Here is a 23,581-nt window from a genome sequence, read left to right as displayed (position 1 = left end):
GAACAAAGAAGAGTCTTGGCCGGGGAGTCGAATTTGTAAACACAAAAATCAGTTTGATTGCTTACGATCGGCGACCATTGTATGTCTTACGCCTTGTGTCCGGCGCCGACGAAAGCGGTTGCTATATATCGCACCGACTAATTTTAGCATATTTAATAACGCAGCAATATTGAAAAAAATATCTTCAAATACGCAGTAAATTTTTTGCTATCTGCCCTAAAAGCATCGGATTTACCGACGTACCTCACTTTCTTGAGAACCGCTATATCGCTCTTCCATCACTCTTATGATAGAATAATAGAGAAAAGTGTCACAAACCGTTAACTGGCTTATGTTTGCGGAAAGAGAACCTGCCTCGACAATAAAATTCGTGGACGATTACTGTCAATGGTACAGAACACTATTTCCAGAAGTAAGAAGTTTTGAGGCGTTTAAATACCTCCATGTCGGGATGATTTCCAATATTAAACGTAAAACGTTACCAGCAATAGCGCGTGTAGTCGGATTGAGTAACGAGCAAGGCCTATTACATTTTCTAACCGAATCGCCTTGGAAACTAGAGCAACTAAGGCAAACAAGATTAAAGCTAATACTACAAGTATTGGCAGGTCGAGAAATTACGCTAATTATTGATGAGACCGGCGACCGAAAAAAAGGAGAAACCACAGACTATGTGAAACGGCAATACATTGGAAATTTAGGAAAAATAGAGAATGGAATAGTAGCAGTCACAGCCTATGGGTTACTGGAGGGAATGACTTTTCCGTTGATATTTGAAGTCTATAAACCAAAAGAGAGGTTACGGGAAGGAGAGCCATATTTAAGCAAGCCTCATATCGCTGTGGAAATGATTAGATATTTACAAGAAATTGGTTTGAACTTTAAATTAGTATTAGCTGATAGTCTGTTGGCGTGAAAGCCACAGTACCTTCATCAATGCCCTGAATGAATTGCAACTAAATTATGCGGTAGCAATTCGGAGTAATCATGGGGTGTGGTTGCCTAAAAACCAGAGGGTGAGAGAGAATAGATGGCGGAAATTTGACAGAATATTTGCTTCGGGCAGTCAGCAAGTCCGATATATTAGAGAAATAATATTTGGTAAAAAAAGAGCAGTTCAATACTGGCTGATTACCACCGACCCAGACAAATTACCCGAAAATTCAACTTGGTATGTAATGACTAAAATACCCGGGGTAAAATTTAAAGAAGTTGGTAATATCTATGGATTGAGAAACTGGATTGAATACGGACTTAAGCAAAGTAAGAATGAATTGGGTTGGGCTGATTTTCGGCTAACTGACTATGCTCAAATTCAGAAATGGTGGGAAATCGTGATGAGTGCTTATCTCTTAGTGAGTCTGCACTCTCAAAATTTGCACAATACGGAGGGTAAAGGCATCAATGAATCAACGGATGCAGTTGTCTCCAAATTTCGTGAGCATCAGTGGTGGGACTTTGGTCAAGGTTGGAAAAATCTGCTCAATAATTTACGCTTAGTTATGCAACCTTACCAATTTTTTAATTTACTTAAACCTTGGCTTAGGGTTTTTCCAATTACGCATTTATCAGTTGGCTTTTTAACACTAATTTCCTTGATGAATCGAATGCGAGGTGCTATCCCAGAGAGCACTGAATCGGAATATTTCTTATTTTCTTCTGCTTAGAGTGATGGAAGAGCGATATACCCTAAGATTGATCGACCTTCGATCGCATTCTCGCCATCTTATAGGGTGGTCACTGCCAGTTCTGTCAAAGTGTGATCGACGGATTTGCCTCATTCTAGGTGTGGGCGATCGGCAATAAACAAGATTTATTCCAATAAAACTGCTCTGTCTCTACAGCTTGCGAAAATAGCCGTTGGAATACTCACAAGCATAAAGTACAGAGACTTTTTCAGGCTTGTCTGCAAAAAACTCATCACAAGCACGTTTTACACCAGGCGATTTGAAAGGCTCAGCAGTATGTGGACGTGAAAACACCTTTTCATCATAATAAATGCCAAATAAGCAAATAGCTCCTGGCGTTAAACGCTCGTAAATATGGGGCAGTACATATTTAGTAGAGCTATATAGATCGCCGTCCACAATTGCAAAGCTGATCTTATCTGGAAGACATGAAGGAACAGTATCCTCAAACCATCCTTTATGAATATGTGGTAGATCCAGTCCAACAGCGGAAAAATTATTTTTGAATTCGTCGAGTTTCGCTGTCATCCAACCTTGATCGTATACTCCATCTTTAATATCGTCTCCTTGTAGTTTGGGAAGCCCTTCAAAGCTGTCAAACACGTGAAACTGTTTCTCCGGCGCATACTCATTCAGAACTTTTTTGATCACAATCGAACTTTCGCCAGCATTACAACCCACTTCGACAACATCACCAGATACTTTGTATGCTGCTGTTTGGCTTGCCAAATGAAAAATATTCATTCGAGCTTCTACATTTGCCATGCCAGGCGTTTTTGGAATAACTTGACCGTTCAAGCGAAATTTATTCAATACCCGATTAGCCAAACGATGGCGTTTACGTGGAGTCCGGTGATCCCAATCAAAATAAGTTGCAATGAAAGTATTGTTCATGTCGTTTGCTAGATGAAATCGTAAATAGTGGTTGAGAGGATGGATGACTTCACTTAGAATCTTTGCGTCAGCAGCATAGCGGTGAAACCGAATTACAGAGTTTTGAATAGCGGTGGAATAAACGTTTTGAAAGCTGCCAATAGCAATGACTCTAAATAGAAGAAATGAAAATCCGATCTTTGCAAAGAAGTTGAGGAACACTCACTTCATTGAGACTAGAGATAGAGTAGCGAAAGAAAATGTTGCTACCTGAGATACTCCCAATTAACTTACTTCTCTAGAATTGCACGCAATTATGAAATCAGGATGAAATTTCGGTCGCTTCAAAGCATGAAATCATCTCCCTTTCAGAAGAAAGAGGCAATTACTTCAATTCACATCGAAGAGGACGTTTCAGAAGTGATGAGAGGTCAAATTTTATGCCAAACGTCTGATCGTGCTCCGAATCATGGCAAGATAAAGCAATGCTTCTGAGGTCTCTGGCAATCGCTCATAATCTCTGACCAATCGACGACAGCTCATCAGCCAGCCATAAGTTCGTTCCACCACCCATCGTTTTTCAGCAGCACAAATCCTTTTGTCTGTTCCGGTCGTAGCACGACTTGAACAATCCAACGGCAAACATTGATGACCCACTGCATGAAGGGTTCGCCATCAAATCCCCCATCGACCCACATCGTGTGCAACCGAGATAAGGCTGTGTCCATGCGATGAACTCGTTGAAGGACTTGCTTTCCGCCTTCGCGTTCTCCAACATTGGCTACCGCAACAAACACCCGTAACACCAGACCTAATGTATCGACAGTCAGAAAGCGTTTGCGTCCTTTTATTTGCTTACCTGCGTCACATCCCATTGCTTGGTTCACCATTGCTGCGCTTTTGACGCTTTGACTATCCACGATGGCTTCAGACGGACTCACCACTCGGTTGTGGCTAACTCTAACCCAGGCTCTAAGTCGGTCATTTAGCCTCAGCAAAATTCCGTCTTTACGCTAGGTGCAGAAGTAGCGATGCACGCTCTGCCAAGGTAGGGAATTTCCAAATAAGTCACGCCAAGTACAGCCTTGGGTTAACAGGTAAAATATCGCATTCAGGACATTCCACACCTCAACCTTGGGATGACGATCCCTAGATGTTGCAGGTGAAATAAAAGGTTCAATCAACTCCCATTGTTCCAGGGTTAAGTTGCTGGAGTACATTTTACTCATAGCTATCTTCGGTACTGTTTTTATATCTCGGCGATGAGAAAACTAAAACGAAACGAGAAACGTTCAAATCGTTGCTGCAAAACCTGTTAAGCGATATTGCTACGGCTGTTGTTGCTTCATTCTGTCGCGTTGTGCATCTCGAATAATACTGATTCCACCCCAAACGACTAGACTTGCGATTCCAAATCCAACAATTAAATCGGGAAACCGAGAATTAAATAGAGTGACTAGCGGGACTTAAACATAAAATACGATAAAAATAGGTTATAATGCTTACATAGCAAGCATATAACGTTAAAAAATGACCCATGAAAGAGACAACCCCTGCCGCGATGCCCCCCTGCTTCGATAGATGGTGTCAAAGATTTGACGATATTTTTGGTCATCTTGCCCAAAAACGAGAGTTTAGGAACTATTTAGGGGGATTATTGGGAGAAAGTGAACGAAAAAACCTGTCGCAGATGGCAGAAAATGCCGTCGGAGTAACTTACCACAAATTACATCATTTTTTAACAACAGCGCCTTGGTCATTCAATGAGCTCAATCAACGTCGCCTAGACGTAATGAATCAGTGTAACCAAACCAAGATTAGTCGAGGATTTAGCCTGATAATAGATGATTCAGGTCACCGAAAAAGTGGTAATTTTACCGACGGTGTAGGCAGACAATACATCGGACAAATCGGAAAAACTGACAATGGGGTAGTAATAGTTACAAGTCATCTATATGATGGTAAAAAAAGCCTGCCATTAGATATTGAATTATATAAAAAAGCCGACTCATTACCAGAGGGAAAGGAGGACCCAGAATTTAAGAAAAAGCCAGAAATAGCCAGAAATTTAATCGACAAAACCTTAGCCAGAGGCTATAAACCAGGAATAGTCTTGATGGATGCAGGGTATGGTAATAACACCAGTTTTTTACAAGAATTAGAAAACCGCAAATTAAAATATATCGGAGGAATCGCCAAGAATCGCAAAGTAATAATTCAAAAAACCGAAAATGAAACAGAAGAAATTCGAGTAGACAATTTAACAAAAGCATTGCCTGTAGAGGCTTTCACAAAAATTCAACTCAATTTAGAACAACCGAGAACAGTATGGGTAGCAATTCAACAAGTCGAGTTATCACAATGCACGGGTAAGAAAGTAATAGCCATCGTCATGAATGCAGATACTTTTGAGACCGCCACTGAAATAGATTATTTGATGAGTAATGTTTACTTATCAAAAGCGACAGAGGAGTGGATAGTAAAAACTTATTCACAAAGAAATTGGGTTGAAGTTTTCTATCGGGAAGCTAAGGGCTGGTTGGGGTTAAATGAATATCAAGTTAGAGATGAAATCAGCCTGAAAAGACATTTCATTATGGTGTTTTGTGCCTACACTTTCATTCTCTGGCATACCTTAACAGGAGGATTAAGGCGCAAATGGGCAAACAAACCTTTAAACACTTTTAGTGATGCACTCGAAGCATTTCGGACAGCCATATCTTTTAGGTTTGTGAAATGGTTGAACCAAAATTGGGATGTATTCTCCGCTTATAAAGCCAGTTTAGGCTTTGTTTGGGCTTAAAATTTGTTTAAGTCCCGCTAGCAAACCTGCGACGATCACACTAAAATTTGCAATTACATCATTCTGCGTAAATATCCAACTTGCCCGCATATGTACCTCACCCTTACGATGCTTTGAGAGAAGGTACAAACCATAACTGTTAGCAATCAGCGCCAAGAAAGCAATTCCCATCATCCAGCCTGATTCCGGTGAACTCTCCCCCCAAACAAATCGTCGAATCACATCGACGACAACCATCACGGCTAACGTGATCTGAAAAATACCACTTAGAGTCGCTGCACGATTCTTGTGATGCGCCGATTTGCCAACTGCATAAAGCGACATCGTGTAAACCGAAGCATCTGCAAACATATCTAATGAGTCTGCAACTAGGGCTGTTGAATGCGCTAAAACTCCTGCCACAATTCCGACGACAAACATTGTGCCATTGATCAGTAACAGAATTCGCAGTGTTTTACGCTCCGCAGCGTTCTTCGCTTCCATGTGACATCCACACTCTGACATTGTGCCTCCTGATTAGCTTGTTGTTATTCGTTCTTTGAGCAGTTGTAGCGGGTACATTCATAAACTCCTTTTGCTACATCAGCCATTAACTCTTCAACCATTTCCAAAATCTCAGCAACTCGTGCATCGGCGAGTTGATAGCTCGTATACCGTCCTTGCTGCAGGGTGTTTACCAGACCGCAATCACGGAGACAGCCCAAGTGGTTTGAGGTGTTAGATTGCGATAGCCCGGTTGCTTCAACAATTTCACTCACGGTCATTGGACGCGATCGCAGCACGTCCAAAATCGCCAATCGGGATGGATCAGAAAACCCACGAAAGAGTTTTGCTTTCAAGCGAGTGGACTGAGATTGAGCAGAGAAAATCATATGCTTAGCTTCAATACAAAGCTCTTTTATATCATCATATCAGCAAATAATGATATGTAAACACCTGAAAGCTTATTTCTACCCTTACGTGAGCAGCGTCGCCATTCCCACATCTGCTATTTCCCCAGCCGGAGCATCGTTAATCCCATCTCCCACCATCGCTACAATTTTCCCTGGTGCTTGCAGTGTTTAGATTTGAGCTGCTTTTTGGTCTAGTCTAACTTCAGCAAAAATGCGCTGGATAACAGCGGAAGGGACCATCGACTCAACTCATGCCTTGGAGTTTGACTGTGAGATGATCCATATCTGCACTCTGAAATTGGGATTGGGTAATATTCTGACTTCTGCCTTCAACTGCCTGGATAGCCAACAGATGCGATCGCTTTCCTAACTTCATTTTCCGGTTTCACAGTTTGAATTGTCACCAACTTCGTCTTGAGATCGGCTTAAACAACGGCGGCTGAGTCAACTGCTTGGACTTCTCTAGTCCACTGGAGAGTTAATGGGGATTGCGAAATTAATCAGGAATTATGGAAAAAGTGGTTGGACACCCTACCCATAGGGATAAGGCGCGCACTGTGCACCCTACATAATTAGGTTATGACTCCTGTAAATCTTAAATTTGAGTTCGATCGACGGCACAGCAATAATTTTTTACAATTCCCAGTCGAAAATTTCATCCTAATTTCATTTATATGTGGAAAGCTGAAGATAAATGGCAGTTTTAAGGATATAAAATCTATGAAACCAATTTCATTAAAAACAGGCTTTGCAGCGCTGATATTGACCGCCGCAGCCGCTTTAACCAGCGGAGTGCTTGCAGCTTGTTCAAAAGTCCCTTCCAGCGAAACTCAAGCCCCAAATGTTACGGCTGCAACCGAAGCAAACAACAAGCAAGACATGGCACAAGGCGGCGGCATGGGTGGCATGAATCATGGCATGAATCACAATATGTCAATGGATTTAGGCCCTGCTGATGCCGACTACGATTTGCGATTTATTGATGGCATGACAGTACACCATCAAGGTGCTGTAAACATGGCAAAAGAGGTACTCAATAAATCCAAACGTCCCGAAATGAAAAAACTAGCCAATAATATTATTGCTGCTCAGAACCGCGAAATCAATCAAATGAAAGAGTGGCGAAAAGCTTGGTATGCCAAAGCCAGCAGTACGCCAATGGCTTATCACGCTCAAATGGGTCACATGATGGCAATGACTCCCGAACAAATCCAAAGCATGATGATGAGCATGGATTTAGGGGCGGCTGACGACCAATTTGACTTGCGATTTATCAATGCGATGATTCCCCACCACGAAGGAGCTTTAGTGATGGCTGAAGATGCTTTGAAGAAGTCGAAGCGGCCGGAAATAAAGAAATTGTCCCAAGAGATTGTGACTTCGCAAAAGCAAGAAATAGAGCAAATGAAAGAGTGGCGACAAGCTTGGTACAAACAGTAACACCATATTTCACCCGGATTTCATTTTTATCTGCAAAACTGATCTTTGAGTTCAGATTCTCCCCTACTCAATCATGCAATACTACCGCCGTGTCCGCTCCTCAGCACCGATAGTTCACTTTTCGGGAATACTCCTGACTCTTTTGTTCTTCATCGAGTCCACCCCCGTTTTTGCCCACGCTGGCCACGGAAATGAATTTCACCAAAGCAGCGAAACACCTCAAACTCCTGCTGCTATTTCTGTGGATGCCGAAACAGCAAAACGATTAGGTATTAAAGTCTCCCCTGCCGCCCGCCAGCGACTAGATATCGGCATCAAAACCACAGGACAAATTGAAACTTTACCCAACCAAAAAGTAGAAGTGACGGCTCCTGTTGCTGGCAAAGTAGTAGAGTTGCTGGTTAAGCCTGGGGACAAAGTATCAAAAGGTCAGCCGCTTGCGGTTTTATCGAGTTCAGAATTAGGACAATTGCGGGCTGAATCTCTCTCGAAACGTGCCGAAGCTGAGGCAGATTTGCAGCAAGCGGAAGGCGATCTTAAACTAGCACGAGAAAATTACGATCGCCAACTTCAAATATCCGCAGCAGAAATCGCCCACGCCCAAACCCAATTGACAGCGGTAACTAAGCAGTACCAGCGAGAACAAGAATTAGTAAACAAGCGTTCCGTGGTGCAAGCCGCTCAAGAAAACTATCAGCGTCAAATTGAAATAGCGCAAGCAGAAATAGCGCGGGCAGAAACAGAATTAACTATTGCTAAAGAACAGTTCGATCGCGACAAAGAATTAGCGGCATCAGGAGCGATCGCGCGGCGCACCATGCTGGAATCGCAAGCCCACTTCGCCGAAGCAAAAGCCACTGTTGCTAAGGCAAAAAGCCGTCCTGAAGTTATCAAAGCCCAAACCGAAATTAAACAAGCCGAAGTAGACCTCCCCATGCGGGAATTGCGGGAATCTCAAGGCAGAGTAGCAGAAGCAAAAGCTCAACTTACCAGAGCTCAGAGTCGCCGGGAAGTCCTAGAAGCCGAGAACCAACTCAAACGCGGCAAAACTGCCGTCGAAGTCGCTCAGTCGCGCATTCGCTTGGCTGACGCAGCCTATCAAGCGCGGCTACAACAATTAGGAACTGTTGCCAACGAGCGAGGACTCGTTACTGTAGTTGCTCCGATTTCGGGGACGGTAGCCGATCGCGAAATCACTCCAGGCGAGTCAGTAAACGCTGAAAAATCGTTGATGAGTCTGTTAAATGACAGCCGCGTTTTTGCCACAGCCAATATTTACGAAAAAGACCTGAATAAAGTAAAACAGGGTCAGGAAGTCCGGGTAAAAGTCGCTAATTTACCCGATCGCATTTTCAAAGGAAGAATCGCCTTCATTGGGTCATCCGTCGAAGGAGAAACGCGGGTAGTGCCGGTGAAAGCAGAAATAGATAATATCAACGGCGAATTAAAGCCCGGACTGTTTGCTGAGTTGGAGATTTTAACCGACAAAACTGCAACAAATATTTTAGCAATTCCGAGCGCTGCGGTAGTGGATGTTAGCGGTAAAAAAACTGTTTACGTCCAAAATGGCAATGCTTATCAAGCTGTTGAAATTGAACTCGGTCAAACGGCCGGAGATTTAGTTGAAGTTAAAAGCGGTTTATTTGAGGGAGATTTGATAGTAACGCAGCGAGCACCTCAACTTTACGCACAATTTTTACGTGGCGGCAGCAAGCCCTCAAAAGACGAGGAAAAGAAAAATGCAACTCCAAAGGCAACAGAGGTTAATTTTAATAATTTACCCGTGTCTTTATGGTGGGCGGGAATAGGGGGAGCAGTTGCGATCGCATCCCTGACTTTCACAGCCGGCCTGTTGTTGGGAAATCGACGCAAATTGCCCGCCATAGCAGCGGATTCTGGAAACACTGCCGGAAACAATAGTTTTTCCGCATCTGCATCGGTGTTGGACAATGAACTGCTGTTACACAATGACAACCATCACGTTAAAACTCAAGAGGCAGAAGTCAAGAGTTTTAAGTAAACAATTGCGTGAATATAGCAATTTAGTTTGCAGAATTATGTATCTATTAACTCCCAGATGGTAGTCATAAATATGTAGTGGTGGCTGGTAGTTGCCAACTAAAATCCCAGCTATTTTCAAGTTAAAACCTAAAAAAATAGATGTCATAGCTTGAGAAAAGCTTATTAAACCTATTAATTTTTCTTATTGATTAAACTGCTTACAAATGTTATTTTATGAAAAAAGCAATTTTGTAGATTGATGTAAATTAACTGGCTATGGAAGATTTTTTGAAGTTATTAAATCGCCGACCTTGTTGTCCCTACTGCCAAGGGCAACAAACCGTAAAAAATGGCAGTACCCACAACAAAAAACAAAAATTTAAGTGCAAACAATGTGGCAAGCAGTTTGTTGAGCATTCTACAAAAAAGAAAATTTCTCAAGAAACTAAGAATTTAATAGATAAACTTCTCTTAGAAAAAATTTCTCTCGCTGGAATTGCTCGTTCGGTCGGGGTTTCTCCAACTTGGCTGCAAAATTATGTAAATAATAAATACGCCCAAACGCCTCGAAAACTCAAGGTTTCAGAGAAAGCTCAAGGAAAATTAATCATTGAATGTGATGAATTATGGTCTTTTGTTAGAAAAAAAGATAATCAACAATGGGTCTGGCTGGCTATAGACAGAAAAACTAGAGAAATTGTTGGAGTTTATATTGGAGATCGCAGCCGGAACTCGGCACAAAAGCTTTGGGAATCTTTGCCGCCTGTTTATCGACAATGTGCGGTTTGCTATACGGATTTTTGGGTATCTTATGAAAAAGTTATTGCCTCAAAACGTCACAAACCAGTTGGCAAAGAAAGTGGTAAAACCAGTCATATTGAAAGGTTTAATAATACTTTACGCCAACGAGTTTCAAGACTTGTAAGGCGAACTCTTTCTTTCTCAAAAACATTAGAGAATCATATTGGAGCCATTTGGTATTTCATTCATCACTATAATGAATGTAGAGCCGGGTAATATCCCCGATCACTACATATTTATGACTACCCTCCCAGATAATAAAATGTTCACCACTATTCTTAGATGGGTAATAAACCGCCGCTGGCTAATTGTTATCGCTACCCTTATTGTTAGTCTTTGGACATTGTATCCCTCTTCTGTCACTCTCCGAAAAATGGGGGTCAAACCCTGATTTTTTCGTTAGGTGTCGTTGGCTGTAATGACGAAAATTCGTCAGAATTTCGGAAAGTGACAAAAGAGGGTTATTCTCAAAATACTGGGAATAATATTATTTTTTAGGAAAATTGCTGCCTGAGAGGGAGGCATTTAGACTAGAAGTTAAGGGAAAATTTTAGAAAAAGGGTTAGAGTCATGAGCTTCCTGCATAAAGTTATTACTCCCCTGGGAATCGCCGCCGTCTTATGTGGACTGCCTACTCCTGTTGTCTTAGCTCAATATGAGTTCCCTTCCCTAGCGCAGGGAGAGGCAGCAGACTTCTTAAACCAGGGTCTACAAAAAGCAAAGCAAGGAGACAACTCTGGAGCGATTGTAGACTATACTAAAGCGATTCAATCCAACCCCAGCTCCTTTGAAGCCTACCTGAATCGCGGTCTTGCTTATCATGACCTGGGAAGCTTCAACAAGGCACTCGCTGACTTTGAACAAGCCTTACGCATCAATCCAAACAACGCGATCGCCCTCTACAACCGAGGAGATGCCCACATGGATGTCGGAAATTTTCCAGACGCGCTGGAGGACTTAAATCAAGCAATTCGGCTCAATCCCAATTATGCGGAAGCCTACAATCAGCGATCGGTTGTCTACGTCAACATGGGTGAGTCCAAAAAATCCCTAGCAGACTTGAATCAAGCGATTTGGCTCAATCCCAATTATGCCGATGCTTATTACAACCGGGGAAAAACTCGTACTGAATTAGGGGATGCAAGGGGAGCGATCGCAGATTACAACCAGGCTTTGCGCCGAAATCCCAATTTAGCTGAAGCTTACGGCAATCGGGGACTTCTCTATTACCAAATGGGAAACAGGCAAGTTGCCTTAGCCGACTTGCAGCAGGCTGCTCGACTGTTTATGAAGCAGGGAGACTCTGATAGCTACCGACAAACTCAAGTCTACATCCAACAGGTTCAGCAGACATCCAAGCCCTAATAGCTTGCTCAATGCTCTTTGATAAAAAGAAAGCTGCCAGTCTAATCTTCCTCTTCGCCGATTTGAGGTGTTGAGGCTGGAACTAATAAATCCTACGGAGGAACTGTTGAGATAATCCGCTAACGAATCAGTGATTGATGATAGGAGAAGAACATGACCAAAAATAGCTATCACTCAACATCCGTTGCTCGCCCTAAGCCTTGATCAGTCCATGAGGATAGCTCCTCTAACGGTTCTAAGTGAGTGACGGTGTGAGTCCCTGGTAGTGCTTTGGCGATCGCTAACTCAATTTCCTCACACAAAGCATGACCATGTTGCACCGTCCATGCTCCCGGCACCAGAACGTGGAAAGACACAAATTGATGTGACGCAGCTACTCGTGTACGCAGAGCATGAAACTGAATGCCTTGCTGTTGGTAGGGGGCTAAGACATCCGTAATAATTTGTAGCTGTGCTGCCGGAAGTGCTGTGTCCATCAGCCCCAGAGCGGTTTCGCGCAGCAACAGGACTCCTGTCCACAAAATGTAAGCAGCGACAAGCAAAGCGATGATAGGATCGAGGATGAGAGCGCCAGTTAATTTCACCAACAAGACACCAAGCAAAATACCCAGAGAAATCCACACATCAGTGAACAAATGCTGCGCGTCAGCCCGCAAGACAACCGATCGCAAGCGCCGTCCAGCTCTCAACAGGACTAAGCCCACACCGCCATTAATCCCTGTTGCGATTAGAGAAAGTCCTAATCCTAGTCCTAACTGCCCCAATGGTTGTGGATGAACTAAGTGCTGTGAGGCTTCAACAGCAATAGCAACGGCAGCTACCAAAATCAGCGCCCCTTCCAGTCCACTAGAGAAGTATTCAGCTTTGCTATGTCCAAAATTGTGTTCGACATCGGGGGGCTTAGCTGCTAACGTCAGCGCCCAAAACGCTACCAGTGCCGTAATCAGATTCACAGGTGATTCAGCGGCATCAGAAAACAACCCCACCGAGCCAGTTAGGAAATAAGCTCCAAACTTAAGAGCCATAGCAGCGAGGGCAGCGACAATCGAGAAGGGTGCGTAGGAGCGTGCTGACTTAGTGTTCATAACCTTCAATAATAACGACATTCCTCAATCACAGTGTGAAGGAAAGCCTTGAAAATCTCCAATGAGCAATCTGGAATTAAGTAAAGTGTATGAAAAAACGTCAATTACGCTGGCGTTTAATCGTCGCTATTGAGCGTAGTTACCGCAGCAAGTTGGCAGCCTCGCGGCTCTACCACGCGTTGGCTCAACAGGAACCCTGTCAATCTGATCGGTAGATTCTGCGGATGTTAGCCAAGAAATCAGAACAGTCGGCAATTCGCTATGCCGTGCGACTGCTACGCCTAAGTAGAGCTTTGCCTTGTGATGCTGATAAACTTGGCGATCGCTTTTCTCGCTGGCTGCTGGGGAGTCGTAGGCGATGGGCGATGAGTTGGCGAATATTATCTTTCATATTTACACCTAAACAAAGCAAACGTATACAGAGCAATGTTTTGAGGCTCCTGGGTTCCTTACACTGTACTATTGGTAGATTTACACTGATCAACCCTACTGAACTCCCTCAATCAAACTGCAAAGTTCCTCGCTATCGGGATTATCGGAAGCTCGATTTCTCCAAAGTTTTTTATAAGCTTCCAACTCAGCTTTGAACGCACTCATGCGCTGAATTTCCTCATCAAGCAAATCAATTTTGTGGCTTAATAAGTCTTGCACTAGCGGACAAGGTTTTACTCCTTGACGGCGAAATCCCAAAATTTCCTGAATTTCTTGAAGAGAAAAGCTGAGTCTTTGGGCTTTCTTGATAAATTGCACTTGTCTCGCAGCATCGGCTGTGTAGTAACGATAACCGCTACTGCTGCGTAAGGCAGGTTCCAGTAATCCTAGGCTTTCATAGTATCGCAGGGTGCCTACAGCAACACCAGTTTGCTTGGCTAGTTCTCCAATTTTTAGTAGCTGCTGTTCTAGGGATGCTGTTTCAAATTTTGTCATAGCAGTTCTAGGTAAGTTTGACCCCTATCATTATAGCGGTTGCCACTTTCAGTTTTTTGTGCTGGTTATACTCACCCAATTTTTTATGATAAAATATTCTCTCTTGTCAATAATTGTAGTTGGGAAAAAAGCAGCAGTAACTCAATTTTGAGTTACTGCTGCTGTCGGATATTCTCTTCCTTATCCCGGCGAAAAATCCGCGATGGAATCTACACGCACTGGGAAAATAAGGATTATTTATCGCAATTAGCTTGAGGGCAGTCAGGAGTAGGAGTAGTACAAGGGCCGGCGGCAAAGACAACCGCGGCTGTACCTGCTGTCAGGAGAACTGCCGTCAAAGCTGCAAGAGTGAAGCGTTTAGTCTGAGTTGCTTTAATCATGAATTTTTACCTCGGAATCTAGGATCGAAAAGTTTCTTTGGGAAACTATACATAGCATAAACCCTCAAGTCGGCTATAGAGTCAAGGGAAGAAACATTAAAAATTGTAAAATAATTTAATTTCCGATACCGCGCTCCAAATACCTGTATGAAAGTCTGAAGATTTCATCCTGATTTCATGTTTGGGTGTCAACCTAAATTGAATGGCGATTTTAACGCAGAATAGCCAAGGGTTCAAGGGGAACTACAGCAGCCGGAAGCTTGGAGTAAAATATGCTTAATTCTATTGTCAAATGGTCGATCGCCCAACGGTGGCTAGTTGTCATTGCCTCCATCCTCATTACCCTTTGGGGATTGCGAGTTTTGACACAAATGCCGCTCGATGTTTTTCCCAGCTTTGCTCCCCCCCAAGTCGAAATTCAAACCGAAGCACCAGGACTTGCTCCTGAAGAAGTCGAATCTCTAGTGACTCGACCCATAGAAAGTGCGATTAACGGCACTCCCGGAGTAGAAACGGTACGCTCATCTTCTGCTGTAGGCATTTCCGTCGTCAAAGTCATCTTTGGTTGGGATACTGAAATTTACCGCGCTCGCCAGTTAGTAACAGAACGGTTGCAGCAAGCGCAAAACCAACTTCCTCAAGGCGTAGAAACCCCGCAAATCTCCCCCGTCAGCTCTCCGCTGGGAGCCACCATTAAATATGCTTTTACTACAGATACGACACCTTTAATGGAAGTGCGGCGAATTGTGAACTGGCAAGTAAAAAACCGCTTTTTAGCAGTTCCCGGCGTTACTCAAATTGTGATATTTGGGGGTGAAGAACGCCAGTATCAAGTTTTAGTAGAACCTAATAAACTGAAAGAATTTAATGTTTCTTTGCAGCAAGTTACAGAAGCAGTTAAAAAAGCAAATGTCAATGCTCCGGGCGGATTTTTAATTAGCCCAGACCAAGAATTGTTAATTCGGGGCGTGGGGCGAATTGAGTCGATCGAGGATTTGAAGCAATCTGCGATCGCAGCCAGAAATGGTACGCCAGTGCTGCTGAGCCAAGTAGCTGACGTGAAAATCGGTGCAGCACTCCAACGCGGGGACAGCATCTTAAATGGCAAGAAAGCGATTATAGTCATCGTCAACAAACAGCCTGCTGCTGATACCCCAACAGTAACGAAGGCAGTTGAGGCGGCGATGGAGGAAATTAAACCGAGTCTGCCTAAAGATGTCAAAGTTACTGTCACTTTTCGGCAGGAAAATTTTATTGAAGCTTCTATAGAAAACGTGAGAGATGCTCTCCGGGATGGCATCATCATTGTGTCGATCGTACTAATTCTATTTTTAATGAACTGGCGCACCGTTATCATCAGCCTCAGCGCCCTCCCAGTATCTTTGCTGCTGGGAATGATGATTTTAGATTGGACAGGACAAGGCATCAACACGATGACCTTGGGAGGACTTGCTGTGGCGATTGGTTCGGTAGTAGACGATGCGATCGTTGATATGGAAAATGTCTACCGTCGCTTGCGGGAAAACCAGCAGGCGGGAACACCTGTTCCGCCACTAGATGTGGTGTTTAATGGCTCCGTTGAAGTGCGGGTCAGCGTGTTATTTTCCACAGTAATTATTGCCGTCATCTTTGCGCCAATTTTTGCGCTTTCTGGCGTAGAAGGTCGAATTTTTACGCCGATGGGCGTGTCTTATTTGCTGTCAATTATCGCTTCGACATTGGTAGCGCTAACGTTAACTCCGGCACTATGTGCTTTGCTATTAGTCAATCGCCGTTTGCCCCCGGATGAAACTTGGATTGCTCGCAAATCTCATCAATTATATCGCCCAGCTTTAATTTTTTCTATCCGCTTTCCTCAGATTGTTTTGGTAATAGCTATTGTGGGCTTCGTAGCTTCTATGGTGATTTTACCTAGTTTGGGGCGAGTTTTTCTGCCGGAGTTTCAGGAACGCAGTTTGATCGTTGCTACTTCTCTCTATCCGGGCGAGTCTTTAAATGCTACAAATCAGGTGGGTTTTGCGATTCAGGATGCTTTGAAAAATGACAAGAATTTTGAAGCTTTAGCTTTGCGTTCGGGACGTGCTCCAGGCGATAGCGATGTCGGCGGTGTGAATTTTGGAGAAATGGATGTAGAGATGAGCTCACTGGGGGTGAAAAACCGGGAAGCTACTATTGAAAAGCTGCGAAAGGAATATGCAAAAATACCGGGTGTCGCGGCTAATATTGGCGGGTTTATCTCGCATCGGATGGATGAGGTGCTGTCGGGAGTCAGAAGTGCGATCGCTGTTAAAATATTCGGGCCTGACTTGGAACAATTAAGGGCGCTCGGCAAACAAGTAGAAGCCACTATGACGGAAATTCCCGGCGTTGTAGACTTGCAACTAGAACCGCAAGTACCCATCAAACAGGTACAAATTAAATTTGACCGCACTGCCGCTGCTCGTTACGGTTTGGCGGTAGGCGACTTAGCAGAAATTATTGAAACTGCTCTCAACGGGCGAGTTGTTTCTCAAGTTTTAGAGCAACAGCAAGTGTTTGACTTAGTTGTGTGGTTCAATGAGGGCAATCGGCACAATTTAGATATTATCCGCAACTTGTTAGTTGATACTCCCAGCGGACAGAAAATTCCCCTCGCACAAGTTGCCAAAGTTGACTACGGCACCGGCCCCAACACCCTCAATCGCGAGAATGTATCCAGGCTAATTGTCGTTTCTGCTAACGTCCAAGGGCGAGACTTAGGTTCTGTCATCGCTGATATTCGCAGCCTGGTAAAACAAAAAGTACAATTGCCATCTGGATATTACATTCAGTACGGCGGTCAATTTCAGGCTCAAGAACAAGCAACTCAAACATTAATTGTGGCTGGCTTATTAGCCTTTGTCGCCATCACGGTACTGATTTACTTTGCCGTTAAAACAATTCCAGCTACCGCCATGATTATGATAAACTTGCCCTTAGCATTAGTCGGTGGCGTGATTTCAGTTGCGCTAGGCGGCATTATTTCTGTCGCCTCAATGGTAGGATTCATCACCTTATTCGGTGTAGCTACCCGCAACGGACTGCTGCTAGTTGATAACTATAACAACAAGTTAGCAGATGGTATGCCTTTGCAGAAAGTCATCGTTGAGGGTTCTATGGAGCGGCTAGTCGCGATTTTGATGACTGCTCTCTCATCTGCTTTGGGGATGGTTCCTTTAGTAATTGGCAGCGGCGCGGGTAAAGAAATCTTGCAACCGCTAGCAGTTGTAGTGCTGGGAGGCTTATTTACTTCTACTGCCTTAACTCTGTTAGTTTTGCCAGCTTTGTATTCTTTGTTTGGGAGATTTTTAGTTACTAAAACGATTGATTTAAGTGAAACTAAGATAGTTGAGGCAAGTTATGAGGCTTGATTTTAAACCATGATTTTATTTCTAACATAGTTATGTAAGTAAGTCGGCTAGGAAAAAACCAACTATGTTAATATAAGTAAAAAAACAATATACATCTAGCGAGGTAACTGATATTTAAGACGGGTACTAAAAAAAGGATATTCCTGCATAGTAAAGATTTCACGCTAATTTCATTCCTCTATGAAAAGCTGAATATATAAGCAAACCTAGTGCTGCTAGAAGCTGGATCAATAATTATGAACTTTGATTATGACCTTTTTGTGATTGGTGCAGGACCTGGAGGCGTTGCTGCCGCTTGTCTAGCGGCAGGTTATGGTGTCCGTGTTGCGCTCGCAGAACGGGATGGGGTAGGTGGCACCTGCGTTATTCATGGCTGTATTCCTGAGAAACTGATGGCTTATGCCGCTAGATTCTCTCACGTTTTTGAAGATGTTGATGAATATGGCTGGGAAAGCCGTAAAGCCAAACATACCAGGTTATGATGAAGAGCTTCGTATTAAGAAAAATTAAAAAAATCTGCATTCTGGAAAATTTCATCCTAATTTCATTTTTCGGTGTCATGATTTCTAATCATTGTATGCAAAGATTAAATCTAATGAAAGCGCTCAAGTCAACGTTAGTTATTCTAGGCAGTATCGGATTGCTATTTTTGGGAGCTTGCAGTAAAGGCGACCAAGTAAGCGATAAAAATAGCAGCCAAGCATCCTCTCCAGTCGCCTCTCAACCTGCGTCTTCTGCTCCCAATGCTGCCCCTGCGGGAACTGGTAAAACGGATCGAGCTAAAGCATCTAAAGGGGGTCAAGTTGTTGAATCTGGAGCTTACCACTTAGAGTTTGTAGCTGAAAAAGAAGATACCGAAACTCACTTAGATTTTTATTTGCAAAAAGGTGATAACCACGAACCAATTCCTAACGCAAAAGTGTCAGCTCAAGTGCAGTTACCCAATGCAAAACAGCAAACCCTAGCCCTCAAATACGACACTGATGGAAAACATTACACTGTTTTGTTTCCAGTCAAAGATGCCGGACAATATCCCGTGAAGATGGCTGCGGATATTAACGGAGAAAAAGTTGACGGTCGTTTTAGCTTCAATCAATAGATAGCTGATTTGCTCTGAACGCATAGGAATTTTGCTTCAAGAAGTGATAAATTTTGGGGCAGTCATTGTTCATTACTAAGAAACAAAGGACAAAAACAAATGAAATCTCTGAAGACCGGTTTAATCGTTGCAGGTACTGCGGGAATGATGTTAGTAGCAGCCTATGGCAATGCTACGCAGGTCACAAATGCTGCTAGCAGCCCCGCTGCTAGTCCAAATGCTTCTGGAACAAAACCGCCACTATCACTCAACCCGACTACACAAATAGCTGCAACTCCTGGTCATTCTAACTCATCAAAAGGGGGTCAAGTAGTAGAATCAGGCCCTTATCATTTAGAGTTGGTGGTCGAAAAAGAAGCCGATCGAACTCACCTGGATTTCTATTTGCAAAGAGGCGACAACCACCAGACAATACCTAATGCGAAGATAACCGGTCAAATTCAGATCCCCGATCGCACTCAAAAGGCTCTTACCTTTACTTATGACCAGAAAGACCAGCACTATACTGCTTTCCTGCCTGGAAAAGCTGCTGGTCAGTACCAGATGAAGATTACTGCTGATATTAATGGTCAAAAGGTAGACGGTCGATTTATGTTCAATCGTTAGGGATACGGCACTGCCAATAGTTGGCGAATTAAGAGTGAAACCATTAACTATATCGTTGACAGCCGATTGTTGCCCTCTAAATACCCATTGTTTTACAATGCTAAAAGCTTCTAACAGGTGCATCGAATTTGATTTAATCCGAGCTTTGGCTATCGTCAGTGTTGTGATTATTCATGCTGGTTTTTTGTCATTACCAGATCGCAGACTTCTATTTATTGCGATCGATACACTCCAGCTTTTCTGCGTACCAGCATTTTTACTACTCAGCGGTTTTTTTCTTACCAACAAGCGTGAGAATCAAAATAACCCAACGCTGATATTAAAGAAAAGGCTATCGCGAATTATACCACCCTATCTTTTTTGGTCGGTAGCCTTCTACATTTTAAATAATTTTGGCAACCTCAAACGATTTAATTTACTTGGATTAGTTAGAGATGTGCTGACAGGTTCTGTGCTGCCCCCCTATTATTTTATAGTTGTGATTGTTCAATGCTATTTGTGGTGGTGGATTTTAGTTAAATTAAGATTTTTAGAACCCCGAAAAGTTTTGGCTTTGGGTTTCACCATTCAAATAGTTTTTAACATAGTCTTTTACTTAGTTGCTTTCAAATACTTACCTTCCATACCTATACCGCTGATAGAGCGCTGGATTTTTAGTTGGATTTTCCCCTTTTCCACTGGTTTAGTTCTTGGCAGTTGTTATGACAACATTCAAGGATACCTTCAGCGCCAAAAAATGCTTATTTTAGCAGCAACTATCTTGTTCTATCTAGCAAGTATTTGGGAATTTTACCTACTCAGTGAAGTGAATTCGGATGCCTGGTTTGCCCGATCGTTTTTTAAACTATCTACTCAAGGATACGCAATTTTGTTCGTACTGTCGATATTGGCATTTTCTCAAAGCATCATACTTCCTAGTAAAGTATCGAAATTAGTCAAAATATTGGCGACTTACTCCTTTCCTATATACCTGCTAGATGTGAGGGTAGTAAACTATGTTAATTTAGCGTCTTATAAATTTATGTATTCTGCAGAGCCACTGCTCAAGCTCGGAGTTTTAGTGACGGTAGATTTGCTAGTTTGTTTTGGGATTATTTACCTGTTGCAAAAACTTTTACCCAAGAATTACATTCAGTACATTCTGGGAATTTAATCTGGATTTACGCAACATCCGTGGGGGCGAGGCGATCGCCGCTGATAAAGAGCTAACTCGCCAAATTCAAATTCGCCTCATCGATTTAGGTTTGCTAGACCCTCCAGCCGACGGCATTTTTTGCTCTGTCTCCTACTGTGGCGCTCAATGGAGAATGGTTTGCTAGCGGGTATAACAACCACGCCAATGGAGCCTATCTCTATTATTGCTACAACTTAATTCGTCGCATCGATATGGCAGATGGGAATTTCTGGGTACATTTCATTTCCAAGTAAGAGAGTAAAGCGCTTGTTTGCGATTAAAATTCACCTCTCACTGGTTCATATTTCATCTTGATTTCATAATTAGCTGTCAATCTAGTTAATAAGAAGTTAACTCTTCAAATATGAATGTTGAAGTAGGTTGGCGTACTGTACTTAATTCCCTAGAGAGTCAAAACTATGAGAACACTCATTTACGGTGCTGTATTTGCTCTGTCAGCCGCAGTTTTAGTTCCTGCTGTCCATGCGAGCACCAGAACAGGTGCCGAGAATTTTCCTCACATTGATAGTTCAGTACAATTTCCGGAAACTAAGGCAAGAATCGTCAGGCATACTTTCCGGCTGAAGATTCCTCAAGGAAGTAGGGCTATTTCTCAATTAAAAATCAGCGTTCCTGGGGGGTTAACAGTCAGGGATGATATCAGTATCTCTGACGATTCAGGTCGAAAAACTGACACTAAGGTTTCTGTCAACAGCAATCAAGTTATACTAACCTTCTCCCAACCTCTTTCTCCCGAAACCACAATCAAAATTACCATAAATAAAGTAATAATTTCTGGAGTTTCTAACGCTTGGATGTACCAGGTTGCTGCTAAATTCGCTGGCGACGATGCAGACATCCCCCTCGGCATGGCACGGGTTCGCAGCTATCAATAAAAAACTCAGGTTTTACGGCCGATCTTTCATCATGGTTTCATTCATACCTATCAAACTAAGAAATAAGCCAAACGTTAATTTTCAATGAGTGGAGTCGTGAAAAAATTAATTAGCATTAGTGCAGCATTTGCCTTAATTCTTACCTGTTCTATCTCCGCAGCAAAAGCAACAGGAATACCGGGAGATTCCCAATCTGCTCACATTGTCGGAGGCCGTTCCTATCCTGACTACCCAACTTGGAGAGCCTTCCACGATTTTGAGGTTCACGTTCAGGGAAAAGCTCTTTTGGCACTTACAATTGATTTGCCGGATCATGTGAAAATGTGTAGCGGAATTGACGTAACAAATCAAAATGAATCAAAATAAACTATTTAACCGGACTCGCTGGCAATTAGCCATTTCTTATGCAGCAGTAATGGGGTTGATTTTAAGCTTGTTGGGATTTGGGGTATATAAGGCTATCGCCCACGCTCACTGGGTAGCCCTAGACCGCGAATTAGAATCGGTAGCGGGGACGCTACACGACAGCCTAGAACTCAAATTGCAGCAGCCCGGACGCTTAGAGCCAATAGTAAACGAACTTTTGCCTAACCTCCGCCTAATGGGAGTTAACGACATTAAAGAACAGTTGCCAAGTCGCCATACTTTAAGTGCTATCAACCAAGGCCATTACTATATTCGTTTATTTGATAAGTCAGGAAATTTGATTGCTACAGCAGGCGCTTATCCCAAAGAATTGCTAGCGACCTTTAACTCACAACACTGGCAAACAATTACTGACAGCAAAGGCAATATTTATCACCAAATTTCTGTATCACTGCATACTCAAAATCAGAAAAATTGGGGATACTTTCAAGTGGGGCGGAGCTTGCAAGACTTCAACAATTATCTCAGTACAGTCAAATTAGTTTTAAAGTTGGGATTGCCGACTGCGTTAATCTTGGTAGGCTTTTCTAGTTGGTGGCTGGCAGGATTGGCAATGAAACCAATTTATGCTTCCTACCGACAAATTCAACAGTTTACAGCGGATGCCGCTCACGAACTACGAACGCCTTTAGCTGCTTCGCAGGCGACAGTAGAATCCGGGCTGTTGATGTCTGAATTGGATGAAAAAGAAGCGCGGGAAATTTTGCGAACTGTAGATCGCCAAAACCGCAGATTGACTCAGTTAGTGGCTGATTTGTTGCTGTTGGCGCGGATGGATAATCAAGCGATACCATATCACCCTCAATTGTGTTGTTTAAATGACTTGGTTAGCGATTTAGTCGAGGAATTGGCAGCAATGGCGATCGCCTCAGGGGTAGCGCTAACATCGGAATTACCGGTGCATCAGCCATTGACTATTATTGGTGATTCTAACCAGCTTTATCGCTTAGTTTTTAATTTAATTGTCAATGCCATTCAATACACTTCACCTGGTGGCCAAGTAACTGTTATTTTAGAAAAAACTGACCATTTAGTTGTGATTCATGTTCAAGATACAGGGTGTGGGATTGCAGCAGAAGATCAAAAGCAAATTTTTGATCGTTTCTATCGAGTTAACAGTTCACGCGATCGCGTTACTGGCGGCTCGGGATTGGGATTGGCGATAGCGCAAGCTATAGCCTTAGCACATGGCGGTAGCCTGACTGTGCAAAGTAAATTGGGTACGGGTAGCATTTTCACACTGCGATTTCGAGAAAGAAATGCGGCGTTGGTGAATGATGCCATGAATCATTGAGGAATCGGCACATCCCAGAACCTGGGCGTTGGGCGTTGCACATTTATGGTATGATGGACAAATATACTTAACTAACTAGGGCTTGCTGAATAAGTAGTTGAAGTAAACACTGTATGGATTTTCGGACGAAGAAAGGTAGTAATGTGCAAGAAAAACAGGTGAAATAGATCACAACCCGTGCATTACCATCTGCGAGCATATACATAAAAGCGGCACTTTATCTTCTCCCACCCTTGGAGTTTGAGCTAGCCAACGGATACAAAGGGCTTTTTCCAACTCGACCACACATGATTTTTTAGGACCGATGGCTTGTGCAATCATCTTTGATAAGTCGCTTCTTCAATCCTATGTTTTTAAGCAGGGTTTTCTTCCCCTTCTTCTTTCCATTATCACTCTCCTTCCTAGATCAGAGAATTTGTTGGTAACACGATGATATTATAC

20 protein-coding genes and 4 pseudogenes are annotated in these 23,581 nt (G+C 43.0%); 14 read left to right on the top strand and 10 right to left on the bottom strand.

The genetic code is table 11. The features are described from left to right. Nucleotides 1-331 precede the first annotated feature (331 nt). A pseudogene (locus QUA54_RS05935) lies at nucleotides 332-1,667 on the top strand (IS701 family transposase). 171 nt (nucleotides 1,668-1,838) lie between these two features. Here QUA54_RS05935 and QUA54_RS05930 read toward each other — a convergent pair. Further along, nucleotides 1,839-2,582: a TylF/MycF/NovP-related O-methyltransferase gene (locus tag QUA54_RS05930; protein WP_333413799.1), complete on the bottom strand. Its 744-nt coding sequence runs from the start codon at nucleotides 2,580-2,582 to the stop codon at nucleotides 1,839-1,841. 417 nt (nucleotides 2,583-2,999) lie between these two features. Further along, nucleotides 3,000-3,790, bottom strand: a pseudogene (locus tag QUA54_RS05925) (IS5 family transposase). A gap of 308 nt (nucleotides 3,791-4,098) precedes the next feature. On the opposite strand from QUA54_RS05925, the gene QUA54_RS05920 reads away from it, so the two are divergent. After that, on the top strand, nucleotides 4,099-5,364 hold the full coding sequence (locus tag QUA54_RS05920; protein WP_333413798.1) for an IS701 family transposase: 1,266 nt from the start codon (nucleotides 4,099-4,101) through the stop codon (nucleotides 5,362-5,364). Here the strand turns inward: QUA54_RS05920 and QUA54_RS05915 are convergent. The 4 genes and pseudogenes from QUA54_RS05915 to QUA54_RS05900 all read right to left on the bottom strand — a co-directional run bounded on the left by QUA54_RS05915 (nucleotide 5,344) and on the right by QUA54_RS05900 (nucleotide 6,633). Next, complete coding sequence (locus QUA54_RS05915; protein ID WP_333413797.1) at nucleotides 5,344-5,868, bottom strand: cation transporter; 525 nt, start codon at nucleotides 5,866-5,868, stop codon at nucleotides 5,344-5,346. The genes QUA54_RS05920 and QUA54_RS05915 overlap by 21 nt on opposite strands. A 23-nt stretch (nucleotides 5,869-5,891) precedes the next feature. Then, complete coding sequence (locus QUA54_RS05910) at nucleotides 5,892-6,236, bottom strand: metalloregulator ArsR/SmtB family transcription factor (protein ID WP_333413796.1); 345 nt, start codon at nucleotides 6,234-6,236, stop codon at nucleotides 5,892-5,894. Nucleotides 6,237-6,335: 99 nt separating this feature from the next. Further along, nucleotides 6,336-6,479 (bottom strand): annotated as a pseudogene (locus QUA54_RS34390) (HAD family hydrolase); the annotation flags it as partial. Nucleotides 6,480-6,501: 22 nt separating this feature from the next. After that, a complete protein-coding gene (locus tag QUA54_RS05900) occupies nucleotides 6,502-6,633 on the bottom strand; it encodes a hypothetical protein (RefSeq protein WP_333413794.1) in 132 nt (43 codons plus the stop codon). 344 nt (nucleotides 6,634-6,977) lie between these two features. Here QUA54_RS05900 and QUA54_RS05895 point away from each other — a divergent pair, with 344 nt between their 5' ends. The 4 genes from QUA54_RS05895 to QUA54_RS05880 all read left to right on the top strand — a co-directional run bounded on the left by QUA54_RS05895 (nucleotide 6,978) and on the right by QUA54_RS05880 (nucleotide 11,864). Next, nucleotides 6,978-7,697, top strand: a complete 720-nt coding sequence (locus QUA54_RS05895) for a DUF305 domain-containing protein (protein WP_333413793.1) — start codon at nucleotides 6,978-6,980, stop codon at nucleotides 7,695-7,697. A 73-nt stretch (nucleotides 7,698-7,770) separates the two neighbouring features. After that, entirely contained in the window at nucleotides 7,771-9,717 is a 1,947-nt protein-coding gene (locus QUA54_RS05890) for an efflux RND transporter periplasmic adaptor subunit (RefSeq protein WP_333413792.1), read from the top strand. Between the two features lie 257 nt (nucleotides 9,718-9,974). Next, complete coding sequence (locus QUA54_RS05885) at nucleotides 9,975-10,715, top strand: IS1 family transposase (protein ID WP_333413791.1); 741 nt, start codon at nucleotides 9,975-9,977, stop codon at nucleotides 10,713-10,715. 354 nt (nucleotides 10,716-11,069) lie between these two features. Beyond that, entirely contained in the window at nucleotides 11,070-11,864 is a 795-nt protein-coding gene (locus QUA54_RS05880) for a tetratricopeptide repeat protein (RefSeq protein ID WP_333208590.1), read from the top strand. A 170-nt stretch (nucleotides 11,865-12,034) separates the two neighbouring features. Here QUA54_RS05880 and QUA54_RS05875 read toward each other — a convergent pair whose 3' ends face one another. The 4 genes from QUA54_RS05875 to QUA54_RS05860 form a co-directional block, all read right to left on the bottom strand. Next, the gene (locus tag QUA54_RS05875; protein WP_333413790.1) at nucleotides 12,035-12,949 is read right to left on the bottom strand and encodes a cation diffusion facilitator family transporter; all 915 of its coding nucleotides are present in this window, start codon (nucleotides 12,947-12,949) and stop codon (nucleotides 12,035-12,037) included. 259 nt (nucleotides 12,950-13,208) lie between these two features. Then, a complete protein-coding gene (locus tag QUA54_RS05870) occupies nucleotides 13,209-13,340 on the bottom strand; it encodes a hypothetical protein (protein ID WP_333413789.1) in 132 nt (43 codons plus the stop codon). Between the two features lie 95 nt (nucleotides 13,341-13,435). Beyond that, on the bottom strand, nucleotides 13,436-13,876 hold the full coding sequence (locus QUA54_RS05865) for a heavy metal-responsive transcriptional regulator (protein WP_333413788.1): 441 nt from the start codon (nucleotides 13,874-13,876) through the stop codon (nucleotides 13,436-13,438). Between the two features lie 233 nt (nucleotides 13,877-14,109). After that, a complete protein-coding gene (locus tag QUA54_RS05860; protein ID WP_015211800.1) occupies nucleotides 14,110-14,256 on the bottom strand; it encodes a hypothetical protein in 147 nt (48 codons plus the stop codon). A gap of 272 nt (nucleotides 14,257-14,528) precedes the next feature. Here QUA54_RS05860 and QUA54_RS05855 point away from each other — a divergent pair, with 272 nt between their 5' ends. The 8 genes and pseudogenes from QUA54_RS05855 to rppB all read left to right on the top strand — a co-directional run bounded on the left by QUA54_RS05855 (nucleotide 14,529) and on the right by rppB (nucleotide 23,140). Next, complete coding sequence (locus QUA54_RS05855; protein ID WP_333413787.1) at nucleotides 14,529-17,645, top strand: efflux RND transporter permease subunit; 3,117 nt, start codon at nucleotides 14,529-14,531, stop codon at nucleotides 17,643-17,645. 236 nt (nucleotides 17,646-17,881) lie between these two features. Next, nucleotides 17,882-18,094, top strand: a pseudogene (locus QUA54_RS05850) (FAD-dependent oxidoreductase); the annotation flags it as partial. Nucleotides 18,095-18,240: 146 nt separating this feature from the next. Beyond that, nucleotides 18,241-18,744: a hypothetical protein gene (locus QUA54_RS05845; protein ID WP_333413785.1), complete on the top strand. Its 504-nt coding sequence runs from the start codon at nucleotides 18,241-18,243 to the stop codon at nucleotides 18,742-18,744. A 99-nt stretch (nucleotides 18,745-18,843) separates the two neighbouring features. After that, nucleotides 18,844-19,350 (top strand): hypothetical protein, encoded by a 507-nt coding sequence (locus tag QUA54_RS05840; protein ID WP_333413784.1) that lies wholly within the window; start codon nucleotides 18,844-18,846, stop codon nucleotides 19,348-19,350. A gap of 97 nt (nucleotides 19,351-19,447) precedes the next feature. After that, complete coding sequence (locus QUA54_RS05835) at nucleotides 19,448-20,503, top strand: acyltransferase (RefSeq protein WP_333413783.1); 1,056 nt, start codon at nucleotides 19,448-19,450, stop codon at nucleotides 20,501-20,503. A gap of 440 nt (nucleotides 20,504-20,943) precedes the next feature. Further along, nucleotides 20,944-21,420: a DUF2808 domain-containing protein gene (locus QUA54_RS05830; RefSeq protein ID WP_333413782.1), complete on the top strand. Its 477-nt coding sequence runs from the start codon at nucleotides 20,944-20,946 to the stop codon at nucleotides 21,418-21,420. Nucleotides 21,421-21,516: 96 nt separating this feature from the next. After that, nucleotides 21,517-21,786 (top strand): hypothetical protein, encoded by a 270-nt coding sequence (locus QUA54_RS05825; RefSeq protein WP_333413781.1) that lies wholly within the window; start codon nucleotides 21,517-21,519, stop codon nucleotides 21,784-21,786. After that, complete coding sequence (rppB, locus tag QUA54_RS05820; protein ID WP_333413780.1) at nucleotides 21,773-23,140, top strand: two-component system sensor histidine kinase RppB; 1,368 nt, start codon at nucleotides 21,773-21,775, stop codon at nucleotides 23,138-23,140. Before QUA54_RS05825 ends, rppB begins: the two co-directional genes overlap by 14 nt. The last annotated feature ends 441 nt before the right edge of the window (nucleotides 23,141-23,581 follow it).

The sequence above is a fragment of the Microcoleus sp. MOSTC5 genome, from assembly GCF_036701825.1.
GTDB classification, from domain to species: Bacteria; Cyanobacteriota; Cyanobacteriia; order Cyanobacteriales; family Microcoleaceae; genus Microcoleus; species Microcoleus asticus.
This window is presented reverse-complemented; position numbering and strand designations above follow the sequence as displayed.